The organism is Blastomonas sp. AAP53, assembly GCF_000331245.1.
Taxonomy (GTDB): domain Bacteria; phylum Pseudomonadota; class Alphaproteobacteria; order Sphingomonadales; family Sphingomonadaceae; genus Blastomonas.
The window spans coordinates 1-20851 of sequence record NZ_ANFZ01000009.1 but is presented as its reverse complement, the minus strand read 5'-3'; the positions used below and the strand labels follow the sequence as shown (position 1 = coordinate 20851).

Sequence of the window (20851 nt, the reverse complement as noted above, 5' to 3'; positions counted from 1 at the left end):
AGCGGGGAGAGGACGAACATGACCAACAGCTTCTTCGACCTTTCGGGCCGCGTCGCGGTGGTGACAGGGGCGAACACCGGCATCGGCCAGGGTATCGCACTGGCGCTGGCGCAGGCGGGCGCAGACATTGCCGCCGTTGGCCGGACGCCGGCGGACGATACTGCGGCCAAGGTGCGCGCGCTGGGTCGCCGGTGCGCGCTGGTCTCGGCCGACCTCGGCACCATCGCGCCGGTCGCCGATGTTGTTGCGCAGGTGCTGGAAGAGCTTGGCGGGCTGGATATTCTGGTCAACAATGCCGGTATCATCCGCCGCGCCGATGCGGTCGATTTTACCGAGGAAGACTGGGACGCGGTGATCGACACCAACCTCAAATCGGTGTTCTTCCTCAGCCAGGCGGCGGGTCGGCACATGATCGCGCAACGCGAGGCCACGGGGCGTCGCGGCAAGATCATCAACATCGCCTCGATGCTGAGCTTCCAGGGCGGTATCCGCGTGCCCAGCTATACCGCCAGCAAGAGCGGCGTTGCGGGCCTCACCAAGCTGCTGGCGTGCGAATGGGCGGCCAAGGGCGTGAACGTCAACGCGATCGCGCCCGGTTATATCGCCACCAACAACACGGCCCAGTTGCAGGCCGATGAAACCCGCAACCGTCAGATCATGGAGCGCATCCCCGAAGGCCGCTGGGGCGACCCTGCCGACATCGGCGGTGCTGCCGTATTCCTGGCGAGCAACGCCGCCGATTACGTGCAGGGCCATGTGCTCGCGGTCGATGGCGGATGGCTCGCGCGGTGATGACGTCCGACATGAAGGGTGCCGTCGTCTGCTTCGGCGAGATGCTGCTGCGGCTCGCGCCTCCAGCTGCGCGGATGATGGTGCAGGCGCAGACGCTCGACATGGTGGTGGGCGGCGCAGAGGCCAATGTCGCCGCTGCGCTGGCGTCGCTCGGCCATGATGCGCGCATGGTTACCCTGCTGCCAAGCTCGCCGCTGGGCGACAAGGCGCGGGCGGATCTGGGCGCTGCTGGCGTGGATACGCGCTTTATCGCCCGCGCACCCGGACGCATGGGGTTGTACTTCATGGAAGCTGGCGCAGGACTGCGGCCTTCGTCGATCACCTATGACCGGGCGGGCTCTGCCTTCGCGCTGTGTGAACCCGATGCTCTCGACTTGGCAGGTGCGCTGGAAGGCGCGGCATTGCTGCACATGTCGGGCATCACCCCTGCCCTCGGCCCCAAGGGCGTCACGCTGGCCGATGCCGCCATCGCGGCGGCGCAGGCGGCAGGCGTACCGATCTGTCTCGACGGCAACTATCGCGCGCAGCTGTGGGAAAGCTGGGACAGCGACCCCCGCACCATTCTGACCCGGCTGGTCGGTGCAGCCACGGTGCTGATCGGCAACCACCGCGACATCTCGCTGCTGCTGGGCAAGACCTTCTCCGGCGACGGCGCAGAGCGCCGACGCGAGGCGGTGGATGCCGCATTCGATGCCTTCCCCAATCTGCAGCTGGTCGCCTCGACTGCGCGCCATATCGTCAGCAGCGATCATCACCGGATCGCGGCGCGGGTCGATACCCGGCTGGGCAAGCACCAGACCTCGGAGATCGACGTCACCGGCATCATCGATCGCATCGGTACCGGCGATGCCTTCGCCGCAGGCGTGCTGCACCAGTATCTGCAAGGCGCAGGCGAGCAGGCGATGGCCGAATGCGGGCTGGCGCTCGCGGCGCTCAAGCATTCGCTGCCCGGCGATTTCTGCCTGATCCGGCCTGACGAACTGGCCGGATTTTCAGCCGTCGGCGGCGATGTCCGCCGCTGACGTCACCCGCCGTGGCCTGCTGGGCGCAGGCGCGGTCCTGATCGCCAGCCCGGCGCTGGCCACGGCAGGCGATCCCAGGGTCGGGCGCTACACCGGCCTTCGCGAGCATGGCGTCATCGCCTTCAAGGGTATCCGCTATGGCCGTGCGGCGCGCTTCGAGCGGGCTGTCGGTGAACCGTGGCAGGGACCGAAGCTGACCGCGCAGAGTTTTGCTCCGGTGGCACCGCAGCGCGGTAGTCAGGACTATGCCCAGTCCGAAGACTGCCTGTTCCTCAACGTCTGGACACCAGATGCGAACCCCAAGGCGGGGCGCGCGGTGATGGTATATTTTCACGGCGGGGCTTATGCCAACGGCACGGTCACCGATCCGCTCACGCACGGACATACGCTGGCCGCTGCGGGGGACGTCGTGGTCGTCACGATCAACCACCGGCTCAACGCCTTCGGCTATGCATGGCTCAAGCCCTTTGGCGCGCGCTTTGCCGATAGCGGCAACCTGGGCCAGCTCGACATCATTCTGGGGTTGCAATGGGTGCGCGACCATATCCGCGAGTTTGGCGGCGATCCGGGCCGGGTGATGGTGTTCGGCCAGTCGGGCGGCGGCGCGAAGATTGCCACGCTGATGGCGATGCCCGCCGCCAAGGGCCTGTTCCACAGTGCGGCCACGATGAGCGGGCAGCAGGTCACTGCCAGCGGCCCGATCAACGCCTGGGCCCGCACGCGCGCGCTGATGGCGGCGATGGGCTTGGCGGCAGACGATGTCGAGGGCCTGCGCACCGCGCCAAGCGAGCGCATCCTAGAGGCGCTGACCGCGACCGATCCCGTGATCGGCGGGTCGCTGTATTTCGGCCCGGTGCTCGACATGACCAACCTGTCGCGCCATCCGTTCTGGCCCGATGCCGCACCGCAATCGCTGGGCATCCCGATGATCCTGGGCAACACACGCGACGAGACGCGCTCCTTCATCGATCCGCGCGGACCAAAGCTGCGAGGGCTGAACTGGGACAATCTGGCGGCGCGGATCATGCCTGAGGTCAAGATCGATCTCGATATCGACTGGGTGGTCGCGCAATATCGCGCGCAGTACCCCGACTGGACGGCCGAGCAGATCTTCTACGCCGCGACCACGGCGGGCCGGTCGTGGCCGGGACAGGTGATCGAGGCCGATGCCCGCGCCCTTGCCGGAGCACGCGACACCTGGGTGTACCAGCTCGACCGCCCCTCGCCCATCGATCCGCTGCGCGGCGCAGCGCACACCGACGACATCCCCTATGTTTTCGGTACGCTCGACGCGCCTGGCAGCATGAGCGGCGTCGACGAAGCCGCACGGCGAACGCGCAATGTGATGATGCAGGCGTTCACCGGGCTGGCGAAGACGGGCGCACCGGGGCTGGCCGACTGGCAGGCTTATGCCCTGCCCGATCGTGCGACGCTGGTGGTTGGCGATGGCAGCGCGGCGACCATCAACGACCCGCGCGGCTTCGAGCGTCAATTGTGGGCTACGGCGCCTTACATTCAGCCTGGCAGCTGACCGGTTCCTTCACCGGATAGGCGATGATCAGGGCGAGAGGCTTGTCGCCCTTCTGCCAGATGCCGACCACCGCCCCATCATACAGATACGCGGTCATGCCGGGCTTCAGCGTCGCACGCTGGCCATCGGAGACGACCTCCCCTTCGCCATCGAGCACGTAATAGACCTCGTCGTGCGCGATCGGGTGTTCGCCGATCGCCGCGCCGATATCGAGCGTGCGGCGCCGGAATTCCATGCGCCGCGGCTGCGGCACATGGTCGCTGATCCGCCACGCGCTGCTCATGCCGATGGCGCCGTGCGGCGGCGGTTCGCGGCGCAGCGTATCCAACTCGTCGATCACCGCCATCGGCGGCGCGGCCGCGAGCAGCAGGGCGGCGAGGACGCTCAATTGCGATCCTGCCGCATCTGCCGGTCGCGCGTGGACAGCGATTCCTGCGCCCCGCCCTTCTGGCCCGGATAGCGGCCAGACTTCGGCGTCATCGTCTCAAGGTCCCACTGTGCCGCGACGAACGGCGCGGAGGTCGGGGCGATCTTCGGGTATCCGCCAACCTCGCTTTCATCATCGATGATGTCGCCGCGCCCTTCGGCGACGAAGAACAGCACGCGAATGTCATCTGCCGCGCGGTCCCAGGGACGCGCGCCGGCGGTCTGCAGCAGCGATGTTTCGACCTCGCCCGATGGCAGGATGCGATACGGTGATACATTGGCGAGCGGTGCCTGGGCGGTGACCAGCTTCGCCTGCGTTTCGCCATAGCGGCCGAACTGCGGCAGCGGGTTGCCATGGCGATCGACCGCGCGATTGTCCTGCCCGAAATAGGCAAGGTCGCCGTCGCCGCCCAGCATCAGGAACGGCAGCCCCTCGTTGGTATCATTGCCGCCGCGCATGACATTGCCGATCGCGGTGATTTCTCCGGTGACATAGTCCTGCCCCAGCCATTCGAGATTCATCAGGTTGTAGTGCACCGCGCGGTGCCCCGGATTGTAGATCAGGTTGTTGATCATGCTCACCTGCGCGCCACCCTTGACCAGCGGCGACCGCTCGACATTGTGCGCCCAGACATTGCGGTAAAACGTTATATTCGTTGCATTATCGTGGATCAGCGAGCCCTTGCTGTGTTCGCCCTTCGGGTGGCTGGAAACAGCCAGCCCCTCGGCAGCCAGGTTATCGCGGAAAACGATATCGTGGCTGGTGCCAGCGCGCCATTCGGCCACCGTCTTGCCGGTGAATCGCGGGCCGGAAGCGGACATGTTTTCGTCGACGCCCCACAGGAAGCTGCAATGCTCGACGACGATATTGCGCGCCGCGACGGTGGAAAACGAGTCGGCCTCCCAGCCGGACATGCGCGCCTGGCCATCGGCGCCGGTCATCACGCGCAGGTGCGAGACGACGACATCGTGCGTGCGCACATCGAGGCCGCCCTTGATGATGGTGATGCCCGGCGAAGGTGCGGTCTGCCCGGCGATCGTGAGAAACGGTTCGGTGATCTCCAGCGTGCTGCGGCCCATGTCGATCACGCCGCCAACTTCGAACACGACGGTGCGCTTGCCCCTGGTGCGCAGAGCTTCGGCGAGCGATCCGGGGCCATCCTTTTCAAGGGTGGTCACGCGGATGATTCGTCCGCCAGCGCCACCCTTGGTCGGATCGCCAGCGTGCGGCTCGGCCCACGCCGGAGCCAGGCTGGCCATGACAAAAGCGCCCGTAATCACGGCTTTTTGCAGTGTCTTGTGCATCGTTTCTCTCCCGTTGTCATCGTTATTGACAGAGCCGCAGCTTGAGGGCAATACATAATGACACCGGTTACCGTGATCGACTGGCAGAGCATGCCAGACGATTCGGGGAAGCGGAAAGAACAGCGATGCCTGGCTTTGCCAATGCATACGCGGTCGGGAGTCGGGGTGTCGAAGAGTGCTGGATGCAGGACGCATCTTCTCCTTTGACACCGGTAGCAATTGCCTTGAAAAAGGCGATCAGGAGGGGATTTATCATGCGCAGTCAGCATACGCAGCGTTTTTCAGGCATTTCGATTTTCAAGGCAGCACTGCTGACCGGATGCGCGCTGGGCGCCGCCGGTACCGCGCAGGCGCAAGTCGCACAGAGCGACCAGCCGACCACGGTTGAGGATGAGGTTGCCGCAGACGAAATCGTCGTCACCGGTTTCCGCCAGTCGCTCGAAGCCGCGATCAACCTCAAGCGGACATCGGTGGGCGCGATCGACGCGATCGTCGCCGAAGACATCGCCAAATTCCCCGACCAGAACCTGGCAGAATCGCTGCAGCGCATTCCTGGCATCTCGATCTCGCGAGACGCCGGTGAAGGCCGCGCGATCACCGTGCGCGGTCTCTCGAGCCAGTTCACACGCGTCCGCGTCAATGGCCTAGAAACCGTCGCCACGTCGACCGACGGCGCGTCGGCCAACCGCGACCGCGCGTTCGATTTCAACGTGTTCGCTTCCGAACTGTTCAGCTCGATCGTCGTCCACAAGACTGCCGAAGCCAGCCTGGACGAAGGTTCGCTGGGCGCGGTGGTCGATCTGAACACGGGCAACCCATTGGCCGCCAAGGCAGGCTTCACCGCCGTCGGATCGGCAGTTGCCAGCTACAACGACCTGTCCGAATATTTCGGCCCGCGCCTTGCCGGATTGCTGAGCTGGCGCAACGATGCCGGCACCTTCGGCGTGTCGCTTTCGGCGGCCTACCAGAAGACTCAGGTGCTGGAACTGGGCAACAACACCGTCCGCTGGGCACAGGCACGGTTTGACTCGGTGAACGGCACCTCCTGTTTCCAGCAGAGCGCGACCAATGCGGCAGGTCGTCCCAACAGCGGCGGCACGTATCGCCCCAGCGCCGTGTGCGATCAGGCTGCCCTTTCGTTCCACCCGCGCATTCCGCGCTATGGCGAAGTCAAGCACGACCGCGAGCGCCTGGGCATCACCGGATCGATCCAGTTCGCCCCGACCGACATGACCAAATTCTCGATCGACGGTCTGTTCTCGCGCTTCAACAGCGATCGCCGCGAACGCTGGGGAGAAGTTCTGCTGCGCTCGAACGAGCGTTCGATCGACGTGGTCAACCCGGTCTACGACGCCAACAACAACATGATTTCGGCCACGCTCAACGATGCGTGGGTGCGGACCGAGCATTACCTGCGCCAGAGCACCACCGAATTCTATCAGGTTGGCGGCAGCTGGGATCAGGACGTCACCGACAATCTGCGCTTCACGCTGCTGGGCGGCATTTCCAAGTCCAATGCCGATATCCCTGTGGAAACCACCATCGTGTTCGATGACCGTGACGCGCAGGGCTATAGCTACGACTATACCAACATGAAGGCGCCCAAGCTGACCTTCGGGACCAGCGTGACCGACCCTGCGGTGTTCCAGCTGGCCGAAATCCGCGACCGGCCTTCGGAAATCGAAAACCGCTTCAAGACGCTGCAGTTCCGCACCGAATGGGATGTTGGTGAAGGCTTCACAGTGAAGGCAGGTGCCATGTGGCGCCGGTTCAATTTTGATACCGTCGCCTTCACCCGCGACACCGCAGTGTGCGGCAATGGCGGCCTTGACCGGGTGCTGGGCACGATCACCTGCTCGCCGACCAGCCTGTTCGGCCCGACCGCCGTGTACGGCTTCCAGGCCACGCCGCAGCTGTCCGAGCTGTTCAACCTTGGCAAGGCCGGCCAGCCTTCGGGTAACACCAACGCCTGGCTGGTACCCAATCTGGCTGCGGCAGCAGATTTCACCAAATTGTACGACCGGCCGCTTAGGCTTGACGTGGGCAACAATCGCGGCGTGCAGGAAACCACCAAGGGTGGCTATCTGCAGGTCGATGCCAAGGGCGAGTTGCTGGGCCTGGAATATGCCCTCAATGCGGGCATGCGTTATGTGAAGACCGAACAGTCGTCATACGGCTTGGTCAGCGGGGTGCAGTCCACGGTCGAACGTAGCTACGACGACTGGCTGCCTTCGGCCAACCTGGCGCTGTTTCCAGTGGAAAACGTCATCGTCCGCCTGGCCGCTGCTGAGGTCATTACCCGCCCGACGCTCGGCGCGCTGACGCCGGGAGGTACGGCGGATGGCTTTAACTACCGTGTCAGCTCGGGCAACCCCTTCCTCGAGCCATTCCGCGCGACCAACTACGACATCGCGGCAGAATGGTATTTTGCACCCCAGGCGGTGTTGTCGGTCGCATGGTTCAAGAAGGATATCGCAACCTTTACCCGCAGTGCCTCCATCACCGGGCTGACCTTTGCGGAGACAGGCGCGCCCGCTTCGGCACTCAGCCCCAGTTCGCCCGCGGCGCTCAATCCCGGACAACTGCTGGAAGATCGCTGGACTCTGGCCACTACGGTCAACGGTGAAGGCGCAACTCTCAAGGGCTGGGAGTTTTCAGCCCAGATTCCTTTCACCATCTTCACCGATGGCTTCCTCGGCAATTTCGGCGTATTGGCCAACGCCACATTTATCTCTTCCAACGCCGATTATCAGCTTCAGGGCCCGATCACGGTCGCGTCACTGCCCAATGGCAACTTGGGACCTCTGAACAACGTCAACGTCACCAGTACGCTTGCCAACGTGTCCAAGCGGTCGTTCAACGGCACCTTCTATTATGACGACGGCAAGTTCTCTGCCCGCGTCATGGGCACGTATCGCAGCCGCTGGCATGAAGGCGCGAGCGGCACCGGTAACGTGCTCGAGGGCTTCGGCAGCCAGTTCAACCTCGATGCCTCGATCCGCTACAAGCTGACCGAGTGGGTCGAAGTCTCGCTGGAAGGCAACAACCTGACCGACACCTATCGCTATCGCTTCACCGATCTGGAAGCCGACCGGAACTACGAGAACAACCATTTCGGTCGCACCTTCTTCCTGGGTGCACGCTTCAAATACTGATGCCAACCGGGGCAGCGGTTCGCCGCTGTTCTCGCTGAACTGAAAAGAGGAGCCGCCATGAAGATCGACCGCCGATCCCTTATGGCGGCTCCTTTGGCTTTGGGGCTGGCAAACACCGCTTGGGCGCAGACCGCCGTGCCGCAGGTGCCGGGTGGCGCATTGCCGCCGGGACTGCCTCAGCCTGCAGAGACCATCGACCTGTGGCCCAAAGGCGCACCCGGAGCCCCTGCCCGCCCGCTCACCGAAACGGTGCAGGAGCGTTCGACCGACCGGCTGGTCACCGATCGCGCGGTTTACGGCATCAGCGTTCCGCGCCTCGCGGTTTTCCGGCCCGACCGGCCCAATGGCGCGGCGGTGCTGATCACGCCGGGCGGTGGCTATCGCTGGGTGGTGGTCGACAAGGAAGGCTATGAGATGGGCCGCTGGCTGGCGGCACGCGGCTTTACGGCCTTCGTGCTGTTCTACCGGCTGCCGGGCGAAGGCTGGGCGGCGGGGCCGGACGTGGCCCTCGCCGACGCGCAGCGCGCGATGCGGCTGATCCGCGCGCGCGCCGGCGACTTCGCCATCGACCCCGAGCGGGTGTCCGCGATGGGTTTCTCCGCAGGCGGCCATCTGTGCGCGGACCTCGCCACACGCTTTGCTGCGCCGGTCTATGCCCCTGTCGATGACCTCGACCGGCTCTCGGCCAAGCCGCACAGCGCTGCGCCGATTTATCCTGTCATCTCCATGACCGCGCCCGATGCGCATGTCGGATCGCGCGAGCTGCTGATCGGCAAGGCTGCTGCCCCCGCTCTGGAAGCCGCGCATTCGCCGCACCTCAACGTGCCCGCCGATGCGCCTGCGTTCTTCCTGCTGCATGCCGAGGATGACGACGCGGTACCGGTGAACAACGCCCTGCTGCTGCGCGCGGCGCTCAAGGCCAGGGCCATCCGTGTCGAAACGCACCTGTTCGAACATGGCGGCCACGGCTTCGGCCTGCGCAAGGCGATCGGCAAGCCGGTCGAGGTCTGGCCCGATCTGTGGCGCGCCTGGGCCCGCACCACTGGGCTGGCGCTGTGATGCGCCGCGTACCGATCTTGACCCGCCGCTCGGCGATGGCCTCGGCCTCGCTGGCGACCCTGGGTCTCACCACACAGGGGCTTGCAACATCTCTGCCCGCAAGCCTCTCCCCGGCGCCGCAGTCTTCTAAAGACACGCCCTCCCCAGGCTGGCGCCGGGGTCTCGACAACCAGCGCATCGCCGATCTGGGCAATGGTACGTTTCTCAACCCCGTACTGTCGGGCGATCGCCCCGACCCGGCCATCCTCAAGGACGGCGAGGATTACTACCTCACCTTTTCCAGCTTCGAATCCTATCCCGGCCTGCTGATGTGGCACTCGCGCGATCTGGTGAACTGGCAGCCGCGTCAGCCGGCGCTCACCCGCAACATCGGTTCGGTCTGGGCGGTCAGCCTGGAAAAGCATCAGGGGCGATACTTTCTCTACATTCCGGTCAAGGCCAGTCCTCAGAACGACATCTTCGTGATCTGGGCAGACCATATCGATGGGCCGTGGAGCGATCCCGCTCCGCTGGGCCTGCACAAGCATATCGACCCCTGCCATGCGGTGGGCGAGGATGGATCGCGCTGGCTGTTCCTGTCGGGCGGAGACCGGGTGCGGCTGTCCGATGACGGGATGCGCGTCACGAGCGAGGTCGAGCATGTCTACGATCCCTGGCGCTATCCGCAGGAGTGGGATGTCGAAGGCTTCGCGCCCGAAGGCCCGAAGATCCACCGGATTGGCGACTGGTTCTACATGCTGACCGCCGTCGGGGGGACAGCGGGGCCTCCCACGGGCCATATGGTCATCGCAGCCCGCTCGCGATCGATCCATGGCCCGTGGGAGCAGCATCCCGGCAACCCGCTGGTGCGGACCACCGACATCCGCGAAGCCTGGTGGTCGCGCGGCCATGCCAGCCTAGTCGAAGCGCCCGATGGCAGCTGGTGGAGCCTTTATCACGGCTTCGAGAATGGTTTCTGGACGCTGGGTCGCCAGTGCCTGCTCGATCCGGTCGAATGGACCCAAGACGGCTGGTTCAAGATGACTGGCGGCGATCTGTCGCGGCCATTGGCCAAGCCCGGAGGCGGCGCAATCCTGCCGCACGGAGTGGCGCTTTCGGACGATTTTGCAGCTTTGCAGATCGGGACCAAATGGTCGTTCTTCCGTCCCGATCCCGACGAGGTGAGACGTGCACGGGTCGCGAACAACACCCTGTTTCTCAAGGGCAAGGGGCTGGCCCCCTCCACCGGATCGCCGTTGCTGGTGACGGCAGGCGACACGTCTTACCGGTTCGAATGCGATATCGAACTGGCGCCCAGCGGAACGGCGGGCCTTGTGCTGTTTTATGACGACAAGCTCTATGCAGGCCTGGGTTTCGATGCAGAACGGTTCGTGACCCACCAATACGGCATCGAGCGCGCGCGCCCCGCCAACCCGCATGGCAGCCGCATGCGCATCCGCGTGACCAACCGCAAGCACATCGTCAGCTTCCACACCTCGGGCGATGGCGGCAAGACCTGGGTCAAGTTCGACCGCGGCATGGAAGTGTCAGGCTATCACCACAATGTGCGCGGCGGCTTCCTGATGCTGCGTCCGGGCCTCTATGCCGCAGGCCCAGGCGAGGCGAAATTTCGCGATTTCCGCTTCACGGCGCTCGACGACTAGCGCGATCAGGGCAGCGCGACGGTCTTCACCTCGTCGCCGGAAAAGCGCAGCGTCTGCACATATTGCCCGCGCCGAACCGATACCTGGTTGACCTGGCGCGGGTAGATATCGCGCAGAATCGTGGATTTGACCGCGACCGCCTTGGGCCTGCCCTGCACCGTTCCCGCATAATCCACCCGGACATCGCGCACGCCGACCTCGACCGACGCCACGGTCAACGGTACCGCGATGCCGTCCGCGCTCACCGAGAAGTGCGCGAGCAGATAGGTCTTCAGCTCGGCAATCGCATCGGGATCATCCAGGCTGGTCTGCGCATTGGGCGCGATTTCCGCCAGCGCTGGCTCCAGATCATGCGCCTCGAACCGGTGCGACACCGTGACCTTGCCATCGGGCAGCAGCGTGACCACGCTCATCGCGTCGTGGCCTCGGTGCGCGTGCGCCTGCGGCACCAGCGTCACCGACGCCAGTGCCGCCATCATCACCGCAAACCGCCTCATTTCGGCGCATCGATGGTGCGCAGGGAATCGGGCAGCACCTTCATGTCCGAATCCTTCATGCGGTTCTTGCCCTCTTCGGGCGTGTCGATCTTCAACGTCCTGGGGTCGATCTGGCCTGTGTAGACATTGTTTGATCGGTCGGCATCGGCGGTCTCCCACAACGGATCGACCTCGGCGCGCGTAAGCGTCTTGGGCGTGACGAACTGCCAGGTCACGTTCCTGGGATTGTAGCGCCAGATTTCCGCCGGAATGCGTGCCGTCTCGCTTGTGCCATCGGTGAAGTCCATTTTCAGGATCACAGGCATCACCAGGCCGCCGCGGTTGGCGAAACTGAAGCGGTAGAAATTGTCGGTCACCTGCCGCGCGGCTTTTTCCTCCGCTGTCAGATCTGCGTAAGCCTCGGCGGCCTTGCGCTTGTCGGCAGCGGTCGCATCAAGCGGATCGATACTGTCGTAGAAATCGCGCACTGCCGGGTCGCGCTCGATCACGGTGGGCTGGCCTGCGTTGCGCTGGGCGGTGAGCGATCCGGGTTCGCCATCGCGCAGCCTCTTGCGAGCAGCCGCCGCAGCGGTCGCATCAGCGGGCTCGAGCGTCGCACGCACCACCTTGTCGAGCGCAATGTCGACATGGTCGGTCGAATAGAACCAGCCGCGCCAGAACCAGTCGAGATCGACGCCGCTGCTCTCCTCCATCGTCCGGAAGAAATCATACGGCGTGGGGTGCTTGAAGCGCCAGCGTTCGGCATATTCGCGAAAAGCCCGGTCGAACAGCTCGCGGCCCAGGATGGTTTCGCGCAGGATGGTGAGCGCGGTGGCGGGCTTGCCATAGCCGTTCGCGCCGAACTGCAGCACCGAATCCGACTGCGTCATCAGCGGCATCTGGTTGGTCGACAGCATGTACTCGGCGATGTCCTTGGGTTCGCCGCGCCGCACGGGATAGTCCTTGTCCCACAGCTTCTCCGCCTGGAACTGGAGGAAGGTGTTCAGCCCCTCGTCCATCCACGTCCACTGGCGCTCGTCCGAATTGACGATCATCGGGAACCAGTTGTGGCCGATCTCGTGGATGACCACGCCGATCAGCCCGTATTTGGCGCGCTCGGTATAGGTGAGGTTGCCCGTCTTCTTGTCCTTCACCGGGCGCGGGCCGTTGAAGGTGATCATCGGATATTCCATGCCGCCGACAGGCCCATTGACCGACTGCGCCACCGGATAGGGGTACGGGAAGGCGAACTTGCCATAGACGTCAATGGTGTGCGCAATCGCCTTGGTCGAATAGGCATCCCACAGGGGGCGCGCTTCCTTGGGGAAGAAGCTCATCGCCATCACCAGCGGCTGATCGGCATAATCCTGTTTCACGCCCAGCGCGTCCCAGGCGAACTTGCGCGACGAGGCCCAGCCGAAATCGCGGACGTTGGTCGCAGCAAACACCCAGGTCTTCTCACCCGAAGCCTTGCCGCGCTCGGCCGCCACGGCCTCCTGCGGGGTGACGACATAGACCGGGCTGGTAGCGGTCTTGGCCTGTTCGAGCCGCTGGCGTTGCGCCGCAGTCAGCGCCTGGTCGGGGTTCTGCAACACGCCGGTGGCGGCAACGACATGATCGGCGGGCACCGTCAGCGCAACGCGATAATCGCCGAACTCCAGCGTGAACTCGCCCGATCCCAGAAACGCCTTGTTGTGCCAGCCTTCATAGTCCGAATAGACCGCGAGCCGCGGAAACCACTGCGCGCCTTCGAAGATGCAGTTGCCGTCCTCGCCCGGCTGGGTGAAGCATTCATAACCCGAACGGCCGCCGACGACCTTGTTCTCGACCATCGGGAACGACCATTCGATCGAGAAGCTGGTCTCGCCGCCATTGCCCGCGACCGCCTGGCCCAGATCGATGCGCAACAGGCTGTCGACCACGGTGAACGGCAGCGACTTGCCCGACGCGTCGCGCACGGCGGAGATCGTGAAGCCCCCTTCCCATTCGCGCATGCGCTGGATGCGGCGGACCTCGCCCAAGCTGATCTTGTCGCCCGAAACCGTCTCAGTCATCGCCGCGATCGAATCGCGCTTGTAGTCGTTCTGATCGAGCAGCAGCCACAGATAGGGCAAAGCGTCGGGCGAGTTGTTCTGATAACGCACCGTCTGCGAGCCGCTCACCGTCCGCTTGGCTTCGTCGAGGCGCGCCTGGACGTCGTAATCGACCTTCTGCTGCCAGTAGCGATAGCCCGGAGCGCCCGAGGCATTTCGGTAATCGGTGGGCGTCGGCCATTCCTCGCCCTCGAGCTGGCGGAACTTGTCCTCGTAATTGCCCTTGGTCTGTTCGACCGGACTGGCGAGCGCAGGCATGGTGATGGCGCTGACGGCGAGCGCCAGAAGAGAAGCGGAAACTCCGGAAATACGACGCAAGACGACCCCCTTTTCGGGGCATTGTTGCCCCTGAAAGATAACAGACCACTTGCATGTGATACTATCGCATGGCCGTCAATGGTCCGGCGTTATGGTTTGCGATTAATTGCAGCGCCTTAGCCTCGCGTGTGGGTCAGCTGAGCGCCAGCACGCTGGTCATCACGATCCGCACCAGCTCGGCATGGCCGCTGGCGCCGGTCTTGGCGTAGATCTTCTTCGAATAGTTGCGCGCGGTTTCCACCGTGATTCCCAGAGTCGCTGCGGCATCCGCGATGCTGGTCGCCTGCGCCAGCAACCACGCCAGCCGCGCTTCGCTGGGCAGCAGGCCGAACAGGTCGACGAGCTGCTCGCACCGATCCGCCTGGCTGCGCCTGTCGCCGCTGACATAGACGATCACCGTGGCCGAGCGGTGGCCCGAGATCGTCTCGCCCTGCAAGGGAGCGACCAGCATGTCGAGCCACGGGTCCTGGCTCAGGTTGATCGCCAGCGGCCGCATCGCCTTGCCCGCTGCGACCTGCTTGAGATAGCCGGTCAGCTGCCGGTCGATCGCGGGAGACGCGGGCTGCAACCGGTCATAACGCCCGCGCCGCAGCAGCGTGCCCCATTGGAACATCTGCTCCATGTTGTCGCTCGATTCGACGATCCGTCCCTGCGCATCGAGCGTCAGCCAGGCGATCTTGAGCCGATTGACCGCCTCTCCGGTCACCGCCGAGCGAAAGCGCTCGCGCTCCAGCGCGGCGAAATTGCGAAGGGCAATCCGAAGGTGCGGCGCCAGCCCCAGCAACAATGCCCCTGCGGCAGAGCCCAGCGAACGCCCGCCCGCGCAGACCAGCCAGCCATCCACCCCGCCGGCTTCGGTCACGCGGACGGCCCGCAGCGCGGTGATCCGATCCGCTCCCAAAGTCTCTCGCAACCGGTCGCGCTCGCGCGGATCGACCTGATCGAACAGCTCCTCCAGAGCATAGCAACGCCCTTCCCGCAGCGCGGCAGTGGCGAGCATGTTTCGCATATCGGCAATTGGCCCATCACCAGCCGCCAGCGCAGACAGCTCGACCTGGCCCTTCGGGCGGATGGCGAGCATCACGAAACCGGCTCCGGACACAGCGCGCAGACGCGTCAGAAACCCGTCCCACAGGGGTGTATCGAAAAGGCCTTCGTGCAGCGCCTGAACCAGACCGTCATCAAATCGCATAGCGGGATTATACCCTCCCATATGGGAGGTTCAAGACCCAGGTTGCTGTGCCAATGCACCATCAGCAATCATGGAGCCTGTCGCGATGACCCGCAGCCTTACCCATCTCGAGCGCCTTGAAGCCGAAGCGATCCACATCATGCGCGAAGTGGTGGCGCAGGCGGACAAGCCCGTGATGCTCTATTCGGTGGGCAAGGACAGCGCGGTGATGCTGCATCTGGCGCGCAAGGCGTTCTACCCCTCGCCGCCGCCGTTCCCGTTGCTCCATGTCGACACCACGTGGAAGTTCAAGGACATGTACGCGCTGCGCGACCGGATGGCGCGCGAGAGCGGCATGGAGCTGCTGGTCTATCAGAACCCGGAAGCGACCGAGCGCGGGATCAACCCGTTCGATCACGGCCCGTTGCACACCGACATGTGGAAGACCGAAGGGCTGAAACAGGCGCTCGACCTGCACGGCTTCGACGCAGCCTTTGGCGGCGCGCGGCGCGACGAGGAAAAGAGCCGCGCCAAGGAGCGCATCTTCTCGTTCCGCACCGCTTCGCACAGCTGGGACCCCAAGAACCAGCGCCCCGAACTGTGGAACCTTTACAACGCGCGCAAGAACAAGGGCGAGAGCATCCGCGTCTTCCCGATCAGCAACTGGACCGAGCTCGACATCTGGCAGTATATCCAGCTCAACGACGTGCCGATCGTGCCGCTGTATTTTGCCGCCGTCCGCCCGACCTTCGAATGGGAGGGCCAGATGTTCATGGCCGATGATATCGACCGACTGACCAAGGTGCTGGGCAGAACGCCCGAGATTACCGAGCGCTCGATCCGCTTTCGCACCCTGGGCTGTTTCCCGCTCACCGGCGCGGTCGAAAGCACCGCCAGCACCCTGAGCGAGGTGATCCAGGAGACCTTGCTCACCACCACATCCGAACGCCAGGGCCGCGTGATCGACAAGGATGCCGGCGGTGCGGGGATGGAAAAGAAGAAGCAGGAGGGCTATTTCTGATGGACGCCGTGTACCAGACCGAAGCCCTGATCGCCGAGGATATTGACGCGTATCTGGATGTCCACCAGCACAAGACGATGCTGCGCTTCATCACCTGCGGGTCGGTGGACGATGGCAAGTCGACGCTGATCGGGCGGCTGCTGTACGACAGCAAGATGATCTTCGAGGACCAGCTCGCCGCGCTCGAAAGCGACAGCAAGAAGGTCGGCACGCAAGGCCAGGAGATCGATTTTGCGCTGCTGGTCGATGGCCTTGCCGCCGAACGCGAACAGGGCATCACCATCGATGTCGCCTATCGCTTCTTCAACACCGAAAAGCGCAAGTTCATCGTCGCGGACTGCCCGGGGCATGAGCAATACACCCGCAACATGGTCACCGGAGCATCGACCGCAGACCTCGCCGTGATCCTGATCGATGCACGCAAGGGCGTGCTCGTCCAGACGCGGCGGCATTCGTATCTGTGCCAGCTGATCGGCATCCGCAACATCGTGCTGGCGGTGAACAAGATGGACCTGGTGGACTATGACCAGGCCCGGTTCGACGCGATCGTCGCCGAGTATCGCGCGTTCGCGCAGAGCATCGGCATCGAGAGCTTCACCGCGATGCCAATCAGCGGCTTCAAGGGCGACAACATCACCACCCGGTCGGACAACACGCCATGGTATTCGGGGCCAACGCTGATCGACCATCTCGAGACGGTCGAGGTGCTGTCCTCGCTCGATGCCGACAAACCGTTCCGGCTGCCGGTGCAATGGGTCAACCGGCCCAATCTCGATTTCCGCGGGTTTTCAGGCCTGATCTCCACCGGTTCGGTCAAGCCGGGTGACACGGTGCGCGTCCTGCCGTCGGGCAAGACCAGCACGGTCAGCCGCATCGTGACGCTGGATGGCGATCTCGACGAGGCGGTGGCGGGCCAGTCGGTCACGCTGACGCTGGCGGACGAGATCGACTGTTCGCGCGGTGACGTCATCGCGACCGCCGACAACCCTCCGCAGGCCGCTGACCAGTTCGAGGCGACAATCGTCTGGATGGACGACGATGCGATGCTGGTGGGCCGCTCCTACTGGCTCAAGCTGGGTACGCAGACGGTATCCGTGACGGTGCAGCAGCCCAAATACACGATCAACGTCAACACGCTGGAACAGCTTGCCGCCAAGACGCTGGAGTTGAACGCGATCGGCGTGGCAGAGATCGCGACCGACAAGCCTATCGTGTTCGAGCCCTATGCCCAGAACCGCGCGCTTGGCGGCTTCATCCTGATCGACAAGCTGACCAACCGCACTGTGGGTGCCGGCATGCTGCACTTCAGCCTGCGCCGCGCGCAGAATGTGCACTGGCAGGCGACCGACGTCACCCGCGAGGTGCACGCCGACCTCAAGAACCAGAAGGCCAAGGTCCTGTGGTTCACCGGGCTGTCGGGATCGGGCAAGTCGACCATTGCCAACGAGGTCGAGAAGACCCTCTCGGTGATGAACCGCCACACCTTCCTGCTCGATGGCGACAATGTCCGCCATGGCCTCAACCGCGACCTGGGCTTCACCGAGGCCGACCGGATCGAGAACATCCGCCGCGTCGGCGAGGTCGCCAAGCTGATGGCCGATGCCGGGCTGATCGTGCTCACCGCGTTCATCAGCCCGTTCCGCGCCGAACGCGACATGGTCCGCCAGATGCTGCCTGAAGGCGAATTCGTCGAGATTTTCGTCGACACCCCGCTCGAGGTCGCCGAGGCGCGCGACGTCAAGGGCCTCTACAAGAAGGCGCGTGCGGGCAATCTCAAGAACTTCACCGGCATCGACAGCCCGTATGAGCCGCCCGAAAATCCCGACATCCGCGTCAATACGGTCGAGATGACCCCGGCCGAGGCGGCCGAATTCATCATCCGCCAGCTGATGCCACTCAAATGAGCATGACCGACGCAGAACTCGCCGCGCAGCTCGCGACCGCCGCCGGGCGCATCCTGTTGCAGGTGCGCGATTGCGGGCTGATCACCGGCCAGGCGCTGGGCAAGGCGGGCGATCAGACCGCGAACCAGTTCCTGTGCCATGCGCTGCGCGAACAGCGGCCCGATGACGGCCTGTTGTCGGAGGAGGAAAAGGACAATTCCGAGCGCCTTTCGCACAGCCGCGTCTGGATCATCGATCCGGTCGATGGCACGCGCGAATATGGCGAGGCGCGCGCCGACTGGGCAGTGCATGTCGGGCTGGCGATCGAAGGCGTCGCCAGCATCGGTGCGGTGGCGCTGCCGGGCATGGATGTCGTGCTGCGCAGCGACCAGCCCCAGCCCCTGCCCCCCGGAGCGCCGATTCCGCGCATGCTGGTGAGCCGCAGCCGCCCCGCCCCCGAGGCGCTGGCGGTGGCGGAACTGCTGGGCGCAGAGCTGCTGCCGATGGGCAGCGCAGGCGCCAAGGCGATGGCGGTGGTGCGCGGCGATGCCGAAATCTACCTGCATACCGGCGGACAATATGAGTGGGACAGTTGCGCACCTGTCGCGGTTGCTGCAGCGCACGGCCTGCACGTCAGCCGGGCGGACGGGTCACCGCTCGTCTACAATCAGGCGGACACCTATATGCCCGACCTGCTGATCTGCCGCCCGGATTGGGCCGAGCGGGTGCTCGCGGCGATGCGGTCGCTGCCGGTTTGACTGTCAGGCAGGTTGCGCCTTGCCCAGCAGGTCGTAGGGATCGATCCCCCGCGCGCGCAGCCTGTCATGCGCCAGCCCGTAATAATGCGGGTTGGCGATCCTGAGCCGCTGACGCGCAGCGACAAGCGGTTCGGCCAGCAGCGCCGCGATCGACTGTTCGGCGATGCGCGGACAGGCCTTGCCCAGCCGCTTGGCCTCGCCCACGGCCTTGAACACCGGCGCATCGCTGCGGACTGACCGCGTCATGTTGAGCGCGGCCATATAGGCGATGAAGATGTTGCCCGGCGCCGGGTTCTGGCCGTAGGTGAACGCCAGCACGCATGCCTCACCCAATGAATCGCGGCCGAAGCCGGTCAATATGTGCAACAGATCGTGCGTGTCACGCAGCCGGTTGACATACCATTCGATCATGTCGCCAAAGCGCCGCCCACCCTGGAAGCGGTCATATTCCTCGACCAATCCGGCAGCCGACAGCCCTTCGCGCTCCATGAAATCGACATAGGCATGCGCGACGCTGCCCGCAGGCATTGCGCGCAGCCGGTCATGGTCGTCGAGCAGATCGGGCAGATAGGGTTCGCTGGCGCGCAGTTGCTGGCCGTAATCGCTGTACACAAAGGACCTGATTTCATCGACCAGCCCCATCCGCGGCAGACTCTGGAAGATGTGGAACACCTGCTCGGTGTCTTCCTTGTCCGCGATCAGCTTGCGGAAGTGGTGCATTGCCTTGAACGGGCGAAACTTCGGCACAGGCCGTTCAGGATGGCGGAAAACAGGCTCGGACATCGATGCACCTCATGGTCGGCAGGCCACTGACAGCCGTGTCAATAACACGCGCCATGCCCAAAGTCATGTCACCCTTGCTGCCAACACCTTAAAAATCGATGGCGATGCCCTTGAGCTCCCAGTCGCCAAAGCGCGTGGGGCCGCGCGCGGCTTCCTCCGCCTGCTCGTCATTGATCGGCTGCGGAGCAGGAACGGGCTCCGATTTGCCCCAGTGCGCGGGCGGCTTGACATGGTCCGGACGGCGCGTCGCGCGGGGGGTATCGGTCATCGGTTTTCCCTTGGCTGGCAAGGGCTGCGCGATTGAAAACGGCCCCTGCGATCCTACATTGTTGAGGGGCATATGGGGCTGGCACGCCACAATGTGAAGCGGTGCGCCAGCAACGCTTTTGAAGGACCTCGACCCAAATGAACGGAATGAAGACGACCATGCTGCTGGCGGCGCTGACCGCGCTGTTCATGGCTTTGGGCTTTACGCTGGGCGGGCCGCGCGGCGCCGTGATCGCGCTGCTATTTGCAGCAGGCATGAACCTGTTCACCTTCTGGAATGCCGACAAGATCGTGCTCAAGATGCACAACGCGGTCGAGGTGAACGCGCAGAGCCACCCCGATTTCTACAACCTGGTCGCCAGGCTGGCGCAGCGCGGCGGACTGCCGATGCCGCGCGTGTATGTGATCGATCAGGCCGCGCCCAATGCGTTCGCCACTGGCCGCAACCCTGAAAACGCTGCAGTTGCTGCCACGACCGGACTGCTCAACATGCTCAGCCGCGACGAGGTCGAAGGCGTGATGGCGCATGAACTCGCGCATGTGAAGAACCGCGACACGCTGATCATGACCATGGTCGCAACCATCGCCGGGGCGATCTCGATGCTCGCCAATTTCGGGCTGTTCTTCCGCGATGACAACCGCAACCCCTGGGCGTCGATCCTCGCCGTGATCGTCGCGCCGTTTGCAGCGATGCTCGTGCAGATGGCGATCAGCCGTACGCGCGAGTTCGGCGCGGATCGTGGCGGCGCGGAAATCAGCGGCAAGCCGCTCGCGCTCGCCTCGGCATTGGCGCGGATTTCGGGCCATGCGCAGGCAATCCGCAACCCGGTGGTCGAGCGCAATCCGGCAGCGGCACAGCTCTACATCGTGCCTTCGGGCGTGCGCGCGCTGTTCTCAACCCATCCCGACACCGGCGACCGCATCGCCACGCTGGAGGCGATCGCGCGGGAACAGGGCGCTGTTCCCCCGCCCCGCCGCAAGGGCAGCGCGCTCGATCCCCTAGGGCGTGGGTGAATCACAAAAATCCTCCCCGAGCTTGTCTCGGGGAGGGGGACCGCCGGCCGCAGGTCGGGGGTGGAGGGGAAGCGGGATGGCACGGCGTCCAATCGGTATTACGACCCCGCTGGCCCCCCCCCCCCCCCCCCCCC

The 20851-nt window shown here is 64.5% G+C and carries 17 protein-coding genes; 10 read left to right on the top strand and 7 right to left on the bottom strand.

Features of this window, described 5'->3' with window-relative positions:
- Nucleotides 1–18 precede the first annotated feature (18 nt).
- The 3 genes from kduD to D618_RS0107015 are packed head-to-tail and all read left to right on the top strand — an operon-like array spanning nt 19 to nt 3345.
- Nucleotides 19–792 carry a 2-dehydro-3-deoxy-D-gluconate 5-dehydrogenase KduD gene (gene kduD, locus D618_RS0107025; RefSeq protein ID WP_017670796.1) on the top strand — a complete coding sequence of 258 codons (774 nt, stop codon included), beginning with the start codon at nt 19–21 and terminating at the stop codon, nt 790–792.
- Entirely contained in the window at nt 792–1814 is a 1023-nt protein-coding gene (locus D618_RS0107020) for a sugar kinase (protein ID WP_238550611.1), read from the top strand. Before kduD ends, D618_RS0107020 begins: the two co-directional genes overlap by 1 nt.
- Complete coding sequence (locus D618_RS0107015) at nt 1801–3345, top strand: carboxylesterase family protein (RefSeq protein WP_017670794.1); 1545 nt, start codon at nt 1801–1803, stop codon at nt 3343–3345. Before D618_RS0107020 ends, D618_RS0107015 begins: the two co-directional genes overlap by 14 nt.
- Here the strand turns inward: D618_RS0107015 and D618_RS0107010 are convergent.
- Both D618_RS0107010 and D618_RS0107005 read right to left on the bottom strand, forming a co-directional pair.
- On the bottom strand, nt 3314–3733 hold the full coding sequence (locus D618_RS0107010; protein WP_017670793.1) for a cupin domain-containing protein: 420 nt from the start codon (nt 3731–3733) through the stop codon (nt 3314–3316). The genes D618_RS0107015 and D618_RS0107010 overlap by 32 nt on opposite strands.
- The gene (locus D618_RS0107005; RefSeq protein ID WP_238550650.1) at nt 3730–5031 is read right to left on the bottom strand and encodes a pectate lyase; all 1302 of its coding nucleotides are present in this window, start codon (nt 5029–5031) and stop codon (nt 3730–3732) included. The genes D618_RS0107010 and D618_RS0107005 overlap by 4 nt, the downstream gene beginning before the upstream one ends.
- A 299-nt stretch (nt 5032–5330) precedes the next feature.
- Here D618_RS0107005 and D618_RS0107000 point away from each other — a divergent pair, with 299 nt between their 5' ends.
- From D618_RS0107000 to D618_RS0106990, 3 genes are read left to right on the top strand one after another with little or no spacing between them, the layout of a single operon-like run.
- Nucleotides 5331–8231: a TonB-dependent receptor gene (locus tag D618_RS0107000; protein ID WP_017670791.1), complete on the top strand. Its 2901-nt coding sequence runs from the start codon at nt 5331–5333 to the stop codon at nt 8229–8231.
- Nucleotides 8232–8288: 57 nt separating this feature from the next.
- Complete coding sequence (locus D618_RS0106995) at nt 8289–9290, top strand: alpha/beta hydrolase (protein ID WP_026091393.1); 1002 nt, start codon at nt 8289–8291, stop codon at nt 9288–9290.
- A 35-nt stretch (nt 9291–9325) separates the two neighbouring features.
- Nucleotides 9326–10933, top strand: a complete 1608-nt coding sequence (locus D618_RS0106990; RefSeq protein WP_051041336.1) for a family 43 glycosylhydrolase — start codon at nt 9326–9328, stop codon at nt 10931–10933.
- Between the two features lie 5 nt (nt 10934–10938).
- Here D618_RS0106990 and D618_RS0106985 read toward each other — a convergent pair whose 3' ends face one another.
- The 3 genes from D618_RS0106985 to D618_RS0106975 form a co-directional block, all read right to left on the bottom strand.
- Nucleotides 10939–11409 carry a DUF6702 family protein gene (locus D618_RS0106985; protein ID WP_238550610.1) on the bottom strand — a complete coding sequence of 157 codons (471 nt, stop codon included), beginning with the start codon at nt 11407–11409 and terminating at the stop codon, nt 10939–10941.
- A 17-nt stretch (nt 11410–11426) separates the two neighbouring features.
- Complete coding sequence (locus D618_RS0106980; protein ID WP_040370377.1) at nt 11427–13820, bottom strand: M1 family metallopeptidase; 2394 nt, start codon at nt 13818–13820, stop codon at nt 11427–11429.
- A gap of 133 nt (nt 13821–13953) precedes the next feature.
- Entirely contained in the window at nt 13954–15012 is a 1059-nt protein-coding gene (locus D618_RS0106975; protein ID WP_017670786.1) for a helix-turn-helix transcriptional regulator, read from the bottom strand.
- An 85-nt stretch (nt 15013–15097) separates the two neighbouring features.
- Here D618_RS0106975 and cysD point away from each other — a divergent pair, with 85 nt between their 5' ends.
- The 3 genes from cysD to D618_RS0106960 are packed head-to-tail and all read left to right on the top strand — an operon-like array spanning nt 15098 to nt 18653.
- A complete protein-coding gene (gene cysD / locus D618_RS0106970; protein WP_026091390.1) occupies nt 15098–16012 on the top strand; it encodes a sulfate adenylyltransferase subunit CysD in 915 nt (304 codons plus the stop codon).
- Complete coding sequence (cysN, locus tag D618_RS0106965; RefSeq protein ID WP_017670784.1) at nt 16012–17916, top strand: sulfate adenylyltransferase subunit CysN; 1905 nt, start codon at nt 16012–16014, stop codon at nt 17914–17916. Before cysD ends, cysN begins: the two co-directional genes overlap by 1 nt.
- A complete protein-coding gene (locus D618_RS0106960) occupies nt 17913–18653 on the top strand; it encodes a 3'(2'),5'-bisphosphate nucleotidase CysQ (RefSeq protein ID WP_017670783.1) in 741 nt (246 codons plus the stop codon). The genes cysN and D618_RS0106960 overlap by 4 nt, the downstream gene beginning before the upstream one ends.
- Before the next feature lie 3 nt (nt 18654–18656).
- On the opposite strand, the gene D618_RS0106955 is transcribed toward D618_RS0106960, so the two are convergent.
- Both D618_RS0106955 and D618_RS0106950 read right to left on the bottom strand, forming a co-directional pair.
- Nucleotides 18657–19436: a Coq4 family protein gene (locus tag D618_RS0106955; RefSeq protein WP_026091389.1), complete on the bottom strand. Its 780-nt coding sequence runs from the start codon at nt 19434–19436 to the stop codon at nt 18657–18659.
- Between the two features lie 88 nt (nt 19437–19524).
- Nucleotides 19525–19704: a DUF1674 domain-containing protein gene (locus D618_RS0106950; protein ID WP_026091388.1), complete on the bottom strand. Its 180-nt coding sequence runs from the start codon at nt 19702–19704 to the stop codon at nt 19525–19527.
- A gap of 137 nt (nt 19705–19841) precedes the next feature.
- Between D618_RS0106950 and htpX the strand changes: the two genes are divergently transcribed.
- Entirely contained in the window at nt 19842–20717 is an 876-nt protein-coding gene (gene htpX, locus D618_RS0106945) for a zinc metalloprotease HtpX (RefSeq protein WP_193746693.1), read from the top strand.
- Nucleotides 20718–20851: the final 134 nt, after the last annotated feature.